Source organism: Roseimicrobium gellanilyticum (assembly GCF_003315205.1).
GTDB lineage: Bacteria > Verrucomicrobiota > Verrucomicrobiia > Verrucomicrobiales > Verrucomicrobiaceae > Roseimicrobium > Roseimicrobium gellanilyticum.
The window spans coordinates 243767-259575 of record NZ_QNRR01000005.1; the positions used below are offsets into that span (position 1 = coordinate 243767).

Genomic DNA, 15809 nt, shown 5'->3' on the forward strand with positions numbered 1-15809 from the left:
GCGTGATCATCCGACCCTGGAGGGAGGATGATTCGCTGTCGGAAATCACCCGCCTGCTGCACGAATCCTATGCGGAGCTCGCGGCACTGGGGCTGAGATTTCTTGCCACTCACCAGGATGACTCGACCACGCTGCGCCGGCTTCGCGAAGGACATGCCTTCGTGGCGGTGGATCGCGGCCGCGTCGTCGGCACCATCACCCTCTACGCCGCACAGCCGGACTCTCCCTGTGTGTGGTATCGGCAGAGTGGGGTGTATCAGTTCGGCCAGTTCGCCGTGCATCCCGAACGGCAGCGCGAAGGCATCGGCCACCGGCTGCTCCAGCGCATCGAGGACGAGGCCCGGGCACTCGGGGCTATTGAGCTTTCTCTCGACACTGCGGAAACAGCGGAACATTTGTGCCGTTGGTATGCACGGCTCGGTTTCCGGTTCATCCAGCATGTCTCGTGGGATGTGACGAACTACCGCAGCATGGTCTTTTCAAAATCACTTTCAGCACACTCATCAAGATCAACCACCTCATGAAACGATTCCTGCTCATCTTCCCAGCCCTTGCGGCGCTGGCTACCACGGTGCTCCTCTTTGCGGCAGAACCACCTCCTCCCCCTGCTCCTGCTGGCGGCAACGTCTCACCGCTCAAGGTCCTGATGGTCTGTGGCGGCTGCTGCCATGACTACGAGAACCAGAAGCGCATCCTTGCGGAGGGCCTCAGCGCTCGTGCGAATGTGGAGTTCACCATCGTGCATGAAGAGGGTCCTGAAGGGAAGAAGGACAAGACCCACCGCATCAGCATCTACGAAAAGGAAGATTGGGCGAAGGGGTATGACCTTGTGCTGCACAACGAATGCTTCGGTGCGGTGGAAGACGTGGCCTTCGTGGAACGCATCGCGAAGCCGCACAAGGAAGGCGTACCCGCCGTGGTGCTGCACTGCTCCGCACACAGCTACCGTGCTGCGAAGACGGATGAATGGCGGAAGGTCGTGGGGCAGAAGAGCATGAGCCACGAGAAGAATCGCGATCTGCTGGTGAAGAACACGGCCCCTGAGCATCCCGTCATGAAGGGCTTCCCCAAGGAGTGGCTCAACCCGAAGGACGAGCTCTACAAGAATGAAGAACTCTATCCCGGCTTCGTCCCGCTGGCGAAGGCCTACGGTGAAGACACCAAGAAGGAACACCACGTGATCTGGGTGAACACGTATGAAAAGGGCAAAGTCTTCGGCACCACGCTGGGCCACAACAACTCCACCATGGAATCTCCCGAGTACCTCGATCTCGTCGCCCGCGGCCTGCTGTGGGCCTGTGGCAAGCTGGATGACAGTGGCAAGCCGGTGGCGGGATACGGACCGGTGCAGAAGTAAGCGTCACGACTGACGGCACCGGTTCCACGATGACAAATAGGCGCTGGTTTCAGCGCCTATTTGCGTTTGGTCACTTCTGGATTCTATTTTTTCACCGTCAGCATCTCCGGCCCATCGATCCAGCACGCAAGGTATGGCCAGTCGGCGCCTTCGCGCCAGAAGCTGGCAATGAAGGGGCGGTCAAAGATGAAGCGCTTGGGGTAGAGCGGCAATTGATCCACGGGCACGGCGTTCTTATCTGCGCCACTACTGAGAAAGGTGGGGGGCACTACGAAGGTCGTCTCCACCAGCGCTCCCTCATGATTCAGCCGCATATTGAGCAGTTGCTTCACAGGTCCGAGTATCCAGTATCCTCCACCAGATTCAAGGTACCTCTTGTTGCTGAGATCGGGATACTCGCAAAGGGTCGTGGCGTGAATATCCGGCAACCACAGCTCATCGTTTGGTGAAAGTGTATCGGTGTAGCGCCATCTTTTGCCTTCCTTTTCCACGGCTTTCATGGGGATGCGTTCCTTGCCAAGAAGTTCCTTGATGTCCTTTAGAGCGCTCTCGAAATCCTGGTGTGTGCCCGGAGTGGAAAGCACCATGCACTGCCGGTCACGGTCGTCTCCTGTGTAGAAGGTGAACCGCAATGCAAATTGGTCATTCAGATCGTCTGCTAGCACGCGCACGTTGTCCCCATGGCTTCCGGCGTGCTTACCCTGGGTGCCAAAGCCATATGCTTGGAAGGCATTGCCCTTTCTATCGCGGAATCTCTTGGGATTGGTGTCAGGTATGAAACTGCTGGGAAACTTGGGACGGGCGACAAAGGAAGTGACAATAAGGGCCTTCTTCATGCCCACGACTGTTGGTGGCTCATAGGGCTCAATCAGCCGCGCGGCATTCTCTCCCACCTGCTTGCGCAGAGCGGTGCGCACACGCTCGCGAAATTCCGGGGTATCATCCTCTGCGAAGATGAGTGTATCGGGTGGGAGCACCTTGCTCTGGTCCCACTTGAACGCGTCGAGCGTCTCTGCGGTCACCGAGCGTGGGCGCATGACGATCTTATCCACCTTGTGATAAGCCTTCAGTGAGTCCCATGCCGCCTGGCCATTCGGGCTCCACACGAGGCTCACCCCATCGCGAAAAGGTTCGGCAACATCCAGGGTGGTTTCGACCGGCGCTGAAATCTGAGCAGGTGCTTTCGGCGATACGGAGTGCAGCACTGCGCAAGCCATGAAGAAAGCGCTCACTGCATTTAAGGAAACAGTCCGTTTCATGTGCTGAGAGAGGGAGTCTGGTTATTTCTTCTCCATCAGCATCTCCGGTCCATCCATCCAGCACGCCAGGTAGGGCCAGTCCGAACCTTTGCGCCATAGGGAGGCGATGAAGGGCTTGTTGAAGATGAATTGCTTCCTGTAGAGCGGTAGCTTTTTGGGCTGGGCCTGTGCCTGCTGGGAGGCAGGTGGATCACCAAAGGGCTCTTGCGGTGCAGCCGCTGCCGCTGCCGTGGCTTCTACCACGGCACCCGTATGATCGAGCTTCCAATTCAGAAACTGCGAGACTTGGCGCAGCTCCCACCACCTCCGGCCGTCGGGGCTTTTCAGGTAGGACTTCCCGACGAGATCGGGATACTCACCCAGGACTCGGGCTTGCAGGTAGGGAATCCACAGCTCATCCCCGGCTTCCAACGTGCTGGTGTACTGGTATTTGACGCCGCCGACTTCGACAACTCTGCTTACCTCCCCAACCTTACCGAGGAGCCCATGAATTTCCTTCACCGCTTCTTCCATGCTGCGATGTTGACCTGGTGTCGAGAGGACCACGAACTCCTGGCTTTCCAAGCCTGTGGAAGCAAAGTCCAGACGCAGCACTTGATGCCCCGCGAGGTCGTCTGCCAGCACCTCTACATTGGTGTATTGAGAGGCGAATTTTCCAGCCGTGCCAAACCCTAGAGTGCGATGATGGACCCCCAATCGATCCGTGAAAAGGCGGGGATTGGGATCCGGCGCGAAGTGGGAGGGGAAGAATGGTTGCCGGGCGATGGAGCACACCATCAATACCGGACGTGCGGGATTGCTTGCGGAGATGTCAGGCGGCACATAGGGCCCGATCATACTCGCGGCACTTGCTCCCACCTGCTTCTTGAGAGCTTCACGTACCTTGTCCCGGGATTCGGGGGAGTCTTCACCAGCAAAGGTGAACGTCCCGGGCGGCAACACCTTGGATTTGTCCATTTGGAACGCATTGAGCACTTCTGCCGTGGGACTGCGGGGATCCATGTGGATCTTGTCCACCTGATGGAAGTCCAGGAGGTCGCTCCATGTGGCATTGCCCACGGGACTCCAGATCAGGCTCACGCCGTTGCGGAATTGTTCACCCACATCCAGAGTGGCTTCGAGGGAGGGAGGATTTGCGACCTGGCCCAACGCCGGCACCGAGAGACAGAGCAATGCCTGAAGGGCGCGATACAGGGAAGGCTGCAACGGGGGAAATCGCATGAGCGAGTCTGGAGCGAATCGGATAATTTTGTCAATGAGGCTTCGCCTTCCACAGATGACGAAGTAGTTCGGGCGCCGGGAAGTTCGTTGAGTCTTCGTCCAGCCCTCGTATGGGTGGCGCATGCTTCATCGTCTTGCCTTTGCCTGCCTCGCCGTGACTGTGGTCGCGTGGTCTAGTGCAGCCCCTGCCGCCGAAATCGCCCCCTACACCATGCGCGGGGGATTGCCGAACTTCTGGAAGAAGGTGGTGGAGAAAGGTCCGGAGCCGGTGCGCATCAGCTACTTCGGTGGGTCCATCACGGCGGGGGCGGGATCCAGCAAGCCGCAGTTCTGCTACCGTGAGATGCTCACCGAGTGGCTGAAGAAGGAAAATCCTGGTGTGCCATTCCAACCGTACAATGCGGCCATTGGCGGCACGGGATCGTGGCTCGGTGCATTCCGTTGCTGGAATGACGTGGGTTATCAGCGTCCGGATCTCGTGATTGTGGAGTTCGCGGTGAATGATGGCGGGGCGCCGGAGGAACAGGTGATTGCCAGCATGGAGGGGATTGTGCACCAGCTTCGCACGAAGACGCCGTCCAAGCCGGACATCCTCTTTGTGTACACACTGGTGAAGGGACACCTGGAGGACTTCAAAGCCGGGAAGCTGCCGCCGACCATGCAGTATCATGAGAAGGTGGCGGAGCACTATGGCATCCCCAGTGTGGTGATGGCGAAGCATGCCGCGGATCAAATCCTTGGCGGGAAGATGACCATCGAGGAGTTCGCCAAGGACAACGTGCATCCTACAGACGCGGGCTACGCGTTGTACCTCGAAGCGCTGAAGCCTTTCTTCGCAGCCGTGAAGAGCGCGCCTGTGGCAAAGGAAGTGGTGAAGGCTGAAGTGCCTGCACCGCTGTCCCCGAAGCCGATGGAGAACGCGCGTCTCGTGCCCTATGACTGGGCACAGATGGATGACGGCTGGCTCGGCTGGCAGCTCAGCACGTCTGGCAATCTGCCTCATGTGGCGGTGAGTGACAAAGCAGGTGCGACCATCGCGCTGAAGTTCAAAGGTTCGCAGATCGGCATCTATGACATCATTGGACCCGACACGGGCAACCTGGAATACAGCCTCGATGGCAGCGAGTGGAAGCTGAAGGTGAACTTCGACAAGTATTGCCTGACCTACCATCGCGCGGCTTCTACGGTCTTCGCACGCGACCTGGATCCGAAGGTGGAGCATGAGCTGAAGATGCGCATCGCCGCCGAACCACCGAAGGACAGCAAGGGTCGCTTCACACGCCTCGGCTGGTTCCTCGTGGATGGCGAAGTGAAGGATCCCATGGCTGGGATGGATCCGCTGGCGCGTATTGATTCCATCTATGCCGGCATGAAGCCCGTGACGTGGAAGGCGCCTGAAGCCCGCTGGACGAATCTGGAGAAGACCAAGGCCAAGCTGGAGAACGGTCCTGCACTCACCATGGTGATGCTGGGTGACAGCATCATCGGCGACACCAGCAGCTCAAACTTCGAACTGCTGGTGGGCCGTGACTATCCGAAGTGCACCGTGAAGAAGATCGTGAGCGTGCGTGGTTCCACGGGCTGCTGGTATTACAAGGACCCTGAGCCGCTTGAGCAGTACGTGCTGCGTCATTCGCCCGACCTGCTTGTGATTGGTGGCATCAGCCAGCGTGGTGACATCGCGTCTATCCGCTCTGTGATCCAGCAGACGCGTGCGAAACTCCCCAATGTGGAAGTGCTCCTGCTCACGCCCACCTTCGGCAGCCCGCAGGCCGACTATGTGAAGAACTTCACGCCTCAACCTGACAAGAAGGCCTTCGCCTACCGTGCCGAGCTTCAGGAGCTCGCCGTGCAGGAGAAATGCGGCTTCTTCGACATGACGGCACCTTGGATGGATTACATGAAGAGCAGTGGCTATGCGCAGGATTCCTTCAAGCGGGATCCCATCCACGCGAATCAGCGCGGCATGCAGATCCTGGGCAGGCTGATGCGGGAGTTTTTGAAGCTGTGAGAACGAGAGGTCGGGGTGCTCAGTTTGCCGCTTGGGCACCCGCCTTCAATTCCGCCAGCATCTTCAGCAGGTGCTTCGTGAGAATATCAGAGGCGTCCTTCTGCACATTGTTTGTGCCGAGCCATGTCTCATAGCCACCGAGTTCATGCTGCGCCGGCGTGGGGAGGTAACCACCCGAACCATTCGCCAGTTCAATCATGAAGGTGCGCGGGAAGGGACTTTTCTTTTTGATCTCCAATCCGATCTCCACAAACACCTCAAACGGCATCGTCACGATAGCCTGGTCACCGATGCACAGGGCCTGGAGCAGCACGGGCATGGTTTCCGGAGCTTCGGCGGCGCTGAGGGTGCGATAGGCGTAGTTCTCCGTTTTGCCGGGGAGCTTTGCTTTCTCTTCCTTGGTCATGGCCACGATCTTCTTGGCGCGCTCCAGCATCTCCGGTGTGGGGCGGCGACGTTGCAGCACGACCTCGCGCTGCACGATGGCGATGCGCGGATTTTCATGACGCTCGGCATTCCGGGTAGCACGCCACGAGGCATCGGCACATTTCGCGGCGACGAGACGGATCTGCTCAAACGGTTCACGTGGCGGGCGGGTCTGGTCGAAGTCGATGTTGTTGATGTCGCCGCTGGTGCCGTTGGACATCATCGCCACGAAATCTTCCGGCGGCTTGCTGCCGCCCACGCGGAACGGCATGATGCGGGCGTACTCGCCAAAGTAATCCGCGGACACAGTGCCCTCCCGCATGCCGCCCACGTAGTGCAGCGAGTAGTTCGCGAGGAAGGCCAGCGGTCGTCCCTTGCGTGTGCGTACATCCAGCACGGCGACTTCGGGGTCGGTGGGACCGGCAGGCTTTACGATGTCGGCACGGCCCGCGTTCGTCTTCACCTTGTCGTACTCGCCGAAGGGATTCACCGGCATGGTACCCTCCTTGAGGAAGTGACGACGGTTCTTCACTTCTTCCGGCACATTGTCCGAGCCGAAGGCGATCTCGGCGGGTTGCAGCTTCGCGATGGCATCCACGATGGATTTTACAATGCCGCCCTGCGACTTCTCCCGGTAGGCCGCCTGGGCACCGAGAGTGCTGGTGCTGGAAATGGAGGGTGCGGTGTGCGTGTGCGTCGCGGCGATGAGCATTTCTTCTGTCTTCCATCCGGTCGCTTCCGCCGCGCGCTTCTTCACTTCATCCAGCGTCTCGCGACCGATGCCCAGATTGTCCACGATGACGATGACCACCTTGCCTTCGCCGTTCTTCAGCGCAATGGCGCGTGCATGCAGAGGGTCATTCACCCCGGCAGAGGAGCGCGGCGAGAAGGACCCCCGCAGTGACAGTGGCCACTGATCCGGCGTAATGTCCACTGCCGCCGCACCGGCGTGCAGTCCGGTGGCGTCTGCGGCCTTGAGCGGAGCTGCGGCGTGAAGCAGCGAGGTGGTGGCGAGGGTGAACGCGGCGTACTTCGAAAGGAGGGAGAAGCGAAGTTTCATGAGATAGAGGAGAAACGCGTGAGTTCCTGAAACGGTGCGCAATGGAGAAATCTTCGAAGAGATAGTCGCGCGAATTGATGGCTGCTCGCAAAGTAGTTTCGGCTTCAGCCGAACTGAAACGTCTCCGGCGTTTGCCACGCCTCCTGATTCGACTGAAGTCGAAGCTACTTTGGAAAACATCCCCCTTTGCTAGGCTGCCTTGCCCGGCTATGCTGCCGCCTGCATGAAACTCGGACTGATTGGTTGCGGTAAGATGGGCGGGGCGCTTCTCAAGGGCGCGCTGAAGGCCTCGCTTGTGAAGGCAAAGGACATCTCCCTGTATGACAAGGTGCCTGCTGCCGTGAAGGCCTTGCAATCCGAAGCGCCCGCAGCCAAAGCCGCCAAAGACCCTGCCGAACTCGTTGCCTCTTCTCAAGTCGTCGTGCTTGCCGTGAAGCCGCAGGACATGCCGGCGTTGCTTCAGGGGCTGGTGAAAGCCCCCAAGCTGAAGCTGGAGAAGTGCCTCTTCCTTTCCATCGCTGCCGGCATCACGCTGAAGCAGCTTGAGTCCTGGCTGGGTGGTCAGGCGCGTGTGATCCGCTCCATGCCGAACACGCCCGCGCTGGTGCTCGCCGGTGCCGCGGCGTTTGCGCGTGGCCAGCATGCGACGGACGAAGACGCCGAACTCGCGGCCAAGGTGCTCGGTGCCGTGGGTGTCGCCCAAGAAGTGTCGGAGAAATTGCTGGATGCTGTCACTGGCTTGAGCGGCAGCGGTCCTGCGTATGTGTACACCGTGATTGAAGCGCTGGCCGATGGTGGCGTGCTCATGGGTCTGCCCCGTGCCACTGCGCTGCAGCTCGCCGCGCAAACCGTCGCTGGCGCCGCGCAGATGGTGCTGGAGACCGGCAAGCATCCCGGCGTGCTGCGTGATGAAGTCACCAGTCCGGGTGGTACCACTATCGCGGGGCTGGAGCAGCTTGAGGCGAATGGGTTGAGGAATGCGCTGATTCAGGCGGTGAGGAAGGCGACGGAGCGGAGCAAGGAGTTGGCGGGGTAGTACATACCTAATTACTGGCGCATGGCGTACCAAGTGACATTCGCCGAAGTGAATACCGGTATCGTGCTGAACGAGGACAGCAGCCGCTTCCTGGGACCAGGGGAATCTCCCGTGTTCAAATTCGAGGCGATCGAGGATGCCAGGGAATATGCTCAGACTTGGCTGAGCACCCGACCACATGCGGAAGCTTGGATTGGTACTGATGGCGACCCCCAACTCGAATATGTCATCAGCGAGAATTTCATCGCTTACGATCGCGAAAGGCGGAGCTACGAATTTTGGGTCTCACTACCTCTCTGGAGGAGATGGTTCACCCCGAAGCCGAGTATGATGTACTACCATCCAAACTGAAATCCTGACCGCGAAGGGACTCGCGGACTACGTTCTACTTTACCTGCACCGCAAATACATCCGCGTCCTTCATCACAAAGCGAAGCTTCACCGGCTCACCGGTGAGCTTGCTGATGTCGCTGCCGCTTTTCCAGGACACGGGGCGTTCGATCTCGTCGCCAATCTGTTCCACCGCGTCTTCGAGAGTGTATCCAGCAATGGGCTTGCCCGCAGCATTCTGTATCTCCACCTGCACGCCACCGGTGGCTCCCGTGGCGAAGTTCATGGTGAGCTTGCTGCCGGTGAAGGTGAGGGGCTTGGTGGTGAATTCACCACCTCGGTAGGGGGCGTTCACGCTGGCGAAGCCATCGGTGCGCAAGGTGTAGCGTAGCAGGTGTGTGCTGGGCTGCGCGTAATGGGCTTGCTTATAGAGGCTCATTTCTGCCGGACCGGTGGACACGACGCCACAGGCGGTGAGGCCGGCGCGTGAGGCCCAATTGCCCAAGTCAGTGCCGGGGCGAATCCACGCTTCCATAAAGGTGCGGTCGTAGGTGTTGCCACCGCGTGAGGAAATGAAGACGGCCTCCGCGCAACCGCCTGAGTATCCCTTCTTCACACCCAGCGCATCCGCTTGTTCATCCGTGAGCACTTTGCGGCTAGGCATGAATCGCATGGGAGTGCTGATGTAGAGATGCGGCGCGCGGAAGTAGGCGTGGGTGTTGTTCGTGTAGAGGTGCTCCGGTGGCGTGTCACCAAAGCTCATGCGTTGCGGCTCGGTCCAGTTGATGAAGTCCTTCGACGTGGTGCGGGCTACGGTGCGGAAGCCTTTGGGTTGCCACACCTTCTCATCGACGGTGCCGCCGGTGAAGACGCGGAAGTAGAGCAGGTAGCACTGCTCAGCCTCCGACCAGAAAGCGACGTTCTGCGAGTCGAAGGCGCCTTTGCGGAACACCGCTTCTTCGCGAAGCTTCTTCCAGTGGATGCCATCGGGAGAGACCCAGGCGACGAGCCCTGACTTCGCCGTGCCAGCCACGGCTTTGTACTTTTGATCCGGAGGGCAGGCAGGGTTGGTGTCGATGAAGGGGGCAAAGTTGTGAGTGAAGGGCGACTCATCGAGGATGATGTTGTTGTCCTTGCTGCCGCCAGAGTCGCAGAGACCGAGCTTGGGTTTAGTCCAGGAGATGCCGTCCTTGCTCTCGGCCATGCAGGTGACTTCGCCGCGCGTACCGTCTTTCCCGGTATCGGGCCTGCCGCGGTAGTACATGCGATAGGTGCCGCCATCCTTGAGCACGGTGAAGTAGCCGCAGAAGGACCCTTCCCATGGCGCATCCAGCGTGAGCGCAGTCCCGGCCAGCACCGGCTCATGAAGTTTCAGCGCGCAACGATCCAGCTTCTCAATGAGGTGACCGTCCACGAACAACTCCAGTCGCGAGCCGATGGCGATGGGTTCCGCCGCAGGGGCTGGAAGAAGCGGCGCGAGGCCGAGGGATGCGATACACAGCGAGAGAAGCGGGAAGGGCGTGCGTGTCATGGCGGGGAGCCTTACGCAACGAGTGCATGGCAATTTTCGTCATGCGGAAAGAAAGCAGAAGGCGACGGATTGCCGCTCAGCCTTGCAGAGATTCCTTGTGCGATGCCGCGCACCCTACTCTAGGGTGAGGTATCGGAAGCATCACAGCACATGTCCTCCTCCACGAAGTCCACCCAACCCAGCCTGTTTGAACCACAGGATGGCGGCGCTGTGCTGGAGCGGGAGAGCGACCAGCCGCGCATCGCTCGTGTGCTGGTGGAAGAGACCGCGCTGGAGCTTGACTACATCATTCCGGAAGAGCTCGCGCATCGCGTGCATCTCGGCTCACGCGTGCATGTGCCGTTGCAGGGAAGGCGGGCCATCGCCGTGGTGGTGCAATTGCTCAACGACTCACCTCATGCAGGCAGGCTGCGTCCCATTGCAGACACCATTGGCACCAAGGCGATGTTCCCCGAGAACCTGCTGAAGCTCGCGAAGTGGTTGAGCGCGTACTACCTCTGCCCGCTGCGGCAGGTGCTGCGTACCATGCTGCCCGAGGCGGTGCGTTCGCGACCGGAGAGTTTCCTTTCTGACAGCCACATCTCACTCGTGAAGATGCCGGATACGGACGAACTGGAGAAGCTGCGCAAGGCCGCGCCTATCCAGGTACGCATCCTGGAAACCATCCAGGCGAACGGCGGTGAATCCACGCTGAGCATGCTGCGCAAGGAACTGCCGCGGGCCACGCAGGTGATTCACGTGCTGGTGAAGAAGGGGCTCGTCACGCGCAGTGAAGTGCGCGTGGAGCGTGACCCGTTTCAAGAAGAGGAGTTCATGCCTTCCGCGCCGCTCACGCTCACGGAAGAGCAGAGCGCCGTGTACGCCCGCGTGCTCCAGGCGCTGGAGAGGCCCGCCGATAGCCCTCCGATGCTCGTCTTCGGCGTGACGGGCAGCGGCAAGACGGAGATCTACCTGCAGGCCATCGGTCGGGTGCTGGAGAAGAACAAAACCGCGCTTGTGCTGGTGCCGGAGATCAGCCTCACGCCGCAGACCATCGAACGCTTCAAGTCACGCTTCTCCGAGCGAAAGCAGCGCATCGCTGTTTTGCACAGCCATCTCTCCGAGGGTGAGCGTCACGATGAGTGGTTCAAGATTCACGAGGAGCGCGCGGACATCGTCATCGGCGCGCGCAGCGCCATCTTTGCGCCGCTGGAGAATGTGGGCCTCATCATCGTGGATGAGGAACATGAGCCCAGCTACAAGCAGGATGAGAATCCGCGCTACCACGCGCGTGATCTCGCCGTGGTGCGTGCGAAGATGGAAGGCTGCCCCGTGATTCTCGGCAGTGCCACGCCGAGTCTGGAGTCCTTCGAGAATGCGAAGAGCGGGAAGTACGAACTCCTGCGCATGAACAAGCGCACTGACGGCAAATCCTTGCCGCTCATCCGCATCGTGGACATGCGCCTGGAGAAGCGCCGCACGAAGGACGGCTTCAGCATCTTGAGTGAGAAGCTGCGCCTCGCTGTGCAGGCAAGATTGGAGCGTGGTGAGCAGTCCATCCTCTTCCTCAACCGGCGCGGCTTCAATACCGCGCTTTCCTGCATGAAGTGCGGCGTGACCTGTGTCTGCCCGGATTGCTCCGTGGCCATGACCTTTCACAAGAGCGATACCAAGCTCATCTGCCATGTGTGCGGCATGCGGAAGCTGCCACCACGCAAGTGTGAGTCGTGCGGGGATCCTTCACTGAGCTTTGCAGGCTTCGGCACCGAGCGCGCGGAAGAGACCATTCGCAAGGTGTTCCCACAGGCGCGCCTTGCCCGTGTGGATACGGACACCATGCAGCGGAAGAATCAGCTCCGCGATACGCTACGCCTCTTCCGCAGTCAGAAGCTCGATATCCTCATCGGCACGCAGATGATCGCCAAGGGGCTCGACTTCCCCAACGTCACACTCGTAGGCGTGCTCAATGCGGACCTTGCGCTGAACCTCCCCGACTACCGCGCTGCCGAGCGCACCTTCCAGCTTCTCACCCAGGTGGCAGGTCGTGCCGGGCGCGGGGAGCGGCAAGGTGAGGTCTTCATCCAGACGTACACGCCGCACAGCCCGGCGATTCAGTTTTCACGTCACACGGACTTCGATGGCTTTGCCGAGCAGGAACTGGAGCAGCGCCAGCAGTGGCACTACCCGCCCTATCTCCATACCGTATTGATTGGCTCACGGGGCAAGGAAGCGGCGCATGCGGAGTTCAGCCTGCAGACGCTCGCATCTCGGCTGCAGAAAGAGGCACCACCGGATCTCATCATGGGTGAGCCCTGTCCTTCACCGCTCGCCAAGGCGCACGGGCAGTTCCGTTTTCAGCTCCTGCTGCGCGCGGAGAAAATTCGTCCGCTGGTCATGCACCTGCAGAAGGTGCTCGCAGGCATGACCTTCCCGGAGGGCGTCATCGTGACGTGGGATGTGGATGCGATGTCGCTGATGTGATGATGTCAGGGGTGCGGCAGTGATTTTTTAGCCGCAAAAAGACGCAAAAAACACAAAAGGTTTCTGAGCGGAGCCAAGGTGAAGAGCACGTGTTAAAGCATTGAGGTGTATCATCAGCATGCCGTGTCGCATGCTGATACCTCCGGTACCTTTTGCGTTTCTTTGCGGCTATCCTTTCCCGTTGCTTTGCTACGAAGCCTTTCGCGTCTTCGCTGCCTTGGGGTCCGCAGCTTTTGCGCCGGCACCCGCTGCCACAGGAACTGGCACAGGCTTGGTTTCGGTCTTGGCCTGGGAGAGGTCTTCTTCAGACACGCCGAGCAGGCCGGCGGCGTCCTCGGAGTTTTGTCCACTGGCACGCAGGGCGGCTTTCTTCAGTTCGCGTTCCACCCAGGGCATGAGCTCGAATCCCGGCAACTGTTGAGCGCCATGGATGAGGGTCTGCAGGGCGTCCTGCATGCGGGTCAGTGTGTGGATGGGAGTGACGACGCGCTGGGTGTTGCTGCCGAGCGGGATGTCCGCGGGGAGCAGCACGTCGGCATTGCACAGGGCGCAGGCGCGCTGGAGGGTGTTCTCCAGTTCACGCACGTTGCCGGGCCAGTCATAGGCTTCGAGGAGGGCGAGGGCGTCCTCGGAGAAACGCATCTGAGGGGTGCGCTTGCGGGCAGCCATGCGCTGCAGGAAGAACTCGGCAAGGATACGCACATCCTCGCGACGCTCACGGAGTGGCGGGATGTGGATGCGCACTACATTCAGGCGGTAGAAAAGGTCTTCGCGGAATTTGCCCTCGGTCACTTCCTTTTCGAGGTCCTTGTTCGTGGCGGCGAGCACGCGGACATCCGTCTTCAGGGTGGTGTTGCCACCCACACGGCTGAGCTCCCCTTCTTGCAGCACGCGGAGCAGCTTGCTCTGCACGGTCAGGGGCATGTCGCCAATTTCATCCAGGAAGAGGGTGCCACCGTCGCACTGTTCAAAGCGGCCCATGCGCTGGGCCACGGCACCGGTGAAGGCGCCTTTCTCGTGGCCGAAGAGCTCGCTCTCCAGCAGGTTGTCCGGGATGGCCGTCACGTTGATGGCCACAAACTCCTTCTGCGTGCGCGGGCTGAACTTGTGAATGGCGCGGGCGACGAGTTCCTTGCCGCAACCGCTCTCACCGGTGATCATCACGGCAGCGTCACTGCGGGACACACGGCCGATGAGCTTGAAGACCTCCTGCATGGCACCGCTGCGGCCAATGATGGTCTCCTGGATGCTCTCCGCCGAAACGGGCGAGGCGCTGGCCAGCGTGGTGCGACGGGCCTCCACGGTACGGAGGGCGCTCTCCACGATGGAACGGAGGTCATACGGCATCTGTTCCTTCCGCAGGAAGTCATAGGCGCCGAGACGCATGGATTCGATCACCGCGCTGGTGCCAGCCAGACCACTAAATAAAAGGACCATGGCGTTCGGGTCCTGTTGGCGGAGGCGCTTGAGCAGCTCGATGCCGCTCATCTGGGGCAGCCTGGCCTCGGTCAGCACGAGGTCGGCGCGTTGCTTCATGTAGGCCGCCAGCGCATCCTCGGCGCGTTCGAAGGTCTCAATAGTCACGTCCGGAGCCTTCAGGTGGGTGGCGGCCCAACCCGAAAAATCCGTCTCCGAATCCACGATGATGATTCGCGTGGATGCGGCGCTGGGGTCTTTTTGCTGCATGGGACGGGAACTGTTTCACATATTCCCCCCGATGCAAAGGACAAGCTGGCCCTTAAAGCTCCAAACTGCGCACAAGAATAGGAGACGTCTCAGGCAGGCCAGAGCCAGGCGATGAGGCCAGCGCCTAATATAGAGACGCCAAAGACCCCGGCTACCCACCCGGCCAGGGCCCGGCTCCCGATGGTGGCGACCATGGCTCCCTTGAAGATCAGGTTCGCCACCCCTCCCGTGAGGATGACACGCCAGCCCGTGCCGGGGTCAAGGTGGTTGCCATGCACCAGATTGGCTGTGGAGAGGGTGATGGCGTCCATATCCGTCAGGCCCGAGATGGCTGCCACAGTGAAGAGGCCACCTTGGCCAAAGTTGTGCCGGGCCACGGCCACTCCCAGCAGCACGAGGGCGTACAGCAGACCAAACATTACCGCCCCCTTGATCTCGGAAGGAGGCTCACTTTGAGGAGGTTTCACGATTTCCTTTCGCGAAAGCATCCAGCAGACGAAACTGACCACGGCCATCCACGCCATCATGGCGAGGAAGGGGTAAATCATCGACTGGCCCACCTTCGGGGCCACCATGAGGATTTCCACCACGACGCGGCCGAAGACGACCGTGGAGGCAATCATGATGACCATGGCCAGTAAGGGAGGGCTGGCCTTGGTGTCCTTGCTCTGGCGGGAGAGGCTGGCCGTGGTGGCGGTGCTGGAAATCAGCCCCCCGAGAAGACCGGAGACCAGCAGGCCGCGATTGGGACCGATGAACTTTCCCACCAGATAGGCCACCAGGCTCAGACCCACGATGAGCACCACCATGAGCCAAATTTTGAACGGGTTAAAGACGCCGTAGTACCCGTAGTCCTCGTTCGGCAGCACGGGGAGGATGACCAGCCCGATGAGCACGAGGCGGGCAATGGCCTTCAACTCCGCTGCGCCGATGCGTCTCACCACGCCATGCATGGCGTCCTTGCTCTGCAGCAGCACCATCACCACGCCAGCCGTCACGGTCGCCGCCACCGGATGGCCCAGCATGGGCATCATGCCAGTGAGAAACATCACCAGCATGGCAAACTCTGTGGTCAGCCCCATGTCTGCAGTGGAGGTGCCCTTCTTGAGAGCAGGGAGATTGCCGATCAGGATCAGCATGGCGAGGCAGAGCAGGGAGGCTGCGATGACCCACCCTCCGTAAGTACTGGCGACCAGGGCGGAGAGTGCCCCGGAGAGGGTGACCAAGGCAAAGGTGCGAATGCCGGCCACCCGGTCCTTCACCCACTCCCGCTCCAGACCCACCAGCAGACCCAGCCCGAGGGCGGTGCCCAGCGCCCCGAAGATTTCGCTGGCAGGCATCTCGGTCGCTTCAGTCATCGTTTGTACAGTAGAATAGGGAATCCGGGTGTCGTGTGGCAATCTTTCGTTCGGTGTTGCACCACCCCCCCATT

At 60.3% G+C, this 15809-nt stretch carries 12 protein-coding genes; 6 read left to right on the forward strand and 6 right to left on the reverse strand.

Annotated features, from left to right (window positions below; genetic code table 11):
* The first annotated feature begins 2 nt into the window (after window positions 1-2).
* Window positions 3-524 carry a GNAT family N-acetyltransferase gene (locus DES53_RS15855; RefSeq protein ID WP_211325567.1) on the forward strand — a complete coding sequence of 174 codons (522 nt, stop codon included), beginning with the start codon at window positions 3-5 and terminating at the stop codon, window positions 522-524.
* Window positions 521-1357: a ThuA domain-containing protein gene (locus DES53_RS15860; RefSeq protein ID WP_113959263.1), complete on the forward strand. Its 837-nt coding sequence runs from the start codon at window positions 521-523 to the stop codon at window positions 1355-1357. The genes DES53_RS15855 and DES53_RS15860 overlap by 4 nt, the downstream gene beginning before the upstream one ends.
* An 83-nt stretch (window positions 1358-1440) precedes the next feature.
* Here DES53_RS15860 and DES53_RS15865 read toward each other — a convergent pair whose 3' ends face one another.
* Together DES53_RS15865 and DES53_RS15870 are read right to left on the reverse strand one after the other, a co-directional pair.
* Window positions 1441-2574, reverse strand: coding sequence for a hypothetical protein (locus DES53_RS15865; RefSeq protein WP_113959264.1), 1134 nt, complete (start codon window positions 2572-2574; stop codon window positions 1441-1443).
* 63 nt (window positions 2575-2637) lie between these two features.
* Entirely contained in the window at window positions 2638-3837 is a 1200-nt protein-coding gene (locus DES53_RS15870) for a hypothetical protein (RefSeq protein ID WP_113959265.1), read from the reverse strand.
* Window positions 3838-3958: 121 nt separating this feature from the next.
* Here DES53_RS15870 and DES53_RS15875 point away from each other — a divergent pair, with 121 nt between their 5' ends.
* Window positions 3959-5848, forward strand: a complete 1890-nt coding sequence (locus DES53_RS15875) for an SGNH/GDSL hydrolase family protein (protein ID WP_113959266.1) — start codon at window positions 3959-3961, stop codon at window positions 5846-5848.
* A gap of 19 nt (window positions 5849-5867) precedes the next feature.
* On the opposite strand, the gene DES53_RS15880 is transcribed toward DES53_RS15875, so the two are convergent.
* Window positions 5868-7334 (reverse strand): neutral/alkaline non-lysosomal ceramidase N-terminal domain-containing protein, encoded by a 1467-nt coding sequence (locus DES53_RS15880; protein WP_113959267.1) that lies wholly within the window; start codon window positions 7332-7334, stop codon window positions 5868-5870.
* Between the two features lie 223 nt (window positions 7335-7557).
* On the opposite strand from DES53_RS15880, the gene proC reads away from it, so the two are divergent.
* Window positions 7558-8370, forward strand: a complete 813-nt coding sequence (gene proC, locus DES53_RS15885) for a pyrroline-5-carboxylate reductase (protein ID WP_113959268.1) — start codon at window positions 7558-7560, stop codon at window positions 8368-8370.
* Between the two features lie 21 nt (window positions 8371-8391).
* Window positions 8392-8721, forward strand: coding sequence for a hypothetical protein (locus DES53_RS15890; RefSeq protein WP_113959269.1), 330 nt, complete (start codon window positions 8392-8394; stop codon window positions 8719-8721).
* A 34-nt stretch (window positions 8722-8755) separates the two neighbouring features.
* Here the strand turns inward: DES53_RS15890 and DES53_RS15895 are convergent, their stop codons facing one another.
* Window positions 8756-10231, reverse strand: coding sequence for a glycoside hydrolase family protein (locus DES53_RS15895; protein ID WP_113959270.1), 1476 nt, complete (start codon window positions 10229-10231; stop codon window positions 8756-8758).
* 150 nt (window positions 10232-10381) lie between these two features.
* Here DES53_RS15895 and priA point away from each other — a divergent pair, with 150 nt between their 5' ends.
* On the forward strand, window positions 10382-12691 hold the full coding sequence (gene priA / locus DES53_RS15900; RefSeq protein WP_113959271.1) for a replication restart helicase PriA: 2310 nt from the start codon (window positions 10382-10384) through the stop codon (window positions 12689-12691).
* A 189-nt stretch (window positions 12692-12880) separates the two neighbouring features.
* Here priA and DES53_RS15905 read toward each other — a convergent pair whose 3' ends face one another.
* Window positions 12881-14377 carry a sigma-54-dependent transcriptional regulator gene (locus DES53_RS15905; RefSeq protein ID WP_113959272.1) on the reverse strand — a complete coding sequence of 499 codons (1497 nt, stop codon included), beginning with the start codon at window positions 14375-14377 and terminating at the stop codon, window positions 12881-12883.
* 89 nt (window positions 14378-14466) lie between these two features.
* Window positions 14467-15735, reverse strand: coding sequence for an MgtC/SapB family protein (locus DES53_RS15910; protein WP_113959273.1), 1269 nt, complete (start codon window positions 15733-15735; stop codon window positions 14467-14469).
* Window positions 15736-15809 lie beyond the last annotated feature (74 nt).

Coding starts and splice junctions, on each gene's coding strand:
- priA (WP_113959271.1), top strand. CDS start 10,382: ATGTCCTCCTCCACGAAGTCCACCCAACCCAGCCTGTTTGAACCACAG.
- DES53_RS15870 (WP_113959265.1), bottom strand. CDS start 3,837: ATGCGATTTCCCCCGTTGCAGCCTTCCCTGTATCGCGCCCTTCAGGCA.
- DES53_RS15860 (WP_113959263.1), top strand. CDS start 521: ATGAAACGATTCCTGCTCATCTTCCCAGCCCTTGCGGCGCTGGCTACC.
- DES53_RS15875 (WP_113959266.1), top strand. CDS start 3,959: ATGCTTCATCGTCTTGCCTTTGCCTGCCTCGCCGTGACTGTGGTCGCG.
- DES53_RS15880 (WP_113959267.1), bottom strand. CDS start 7,334: ATGAAACTTCGCTTCTCCCTCCTTTCGAAGTACGCCGCGTTCACCCTC.
- DES53_RS15910 (WP_113959273.1), bottom strand. CDS start 15,735: ATGACTGAAGCGACCGAGATGCCTGCCAGCGAAATCTTCGGGGCGCTG.
- proC (WP_113959268.1), top strand. CDS start 7,558: ATGAAACTCGGACTGATTGGTTGCGGTAAGATGGGCGGGGCGCTTCTC.
- DES53_RS15895 (WP_113959270.1), bottom strand. CDS start 10,231: ATGACACGCACGCCCTTCCCGCTTCTCTCGCTGTGTATCGCATCCCTC.
- DES53_RS15905 (WP_113959272.1), bottom strand. CDS start 14,377: ATGCAGCAAAAAGACCCCAGCGCCGCATCCACGCGAATCATCATCGTG.
- DES53_RS15865 (WP_113959264.1), bottom strand. CDS start 2,574: ATGGCTTGCGCAGTGCTGCACTCCGTATCGCCGAAAGCACCTGCTCAG.
- DES53_RS15890 (WP_113959269.1), top strand. CDS start 8,392: ATGGCGTACCAAGTGACATTCGCCGAAGTGAATACCGGTATCGTGCTG.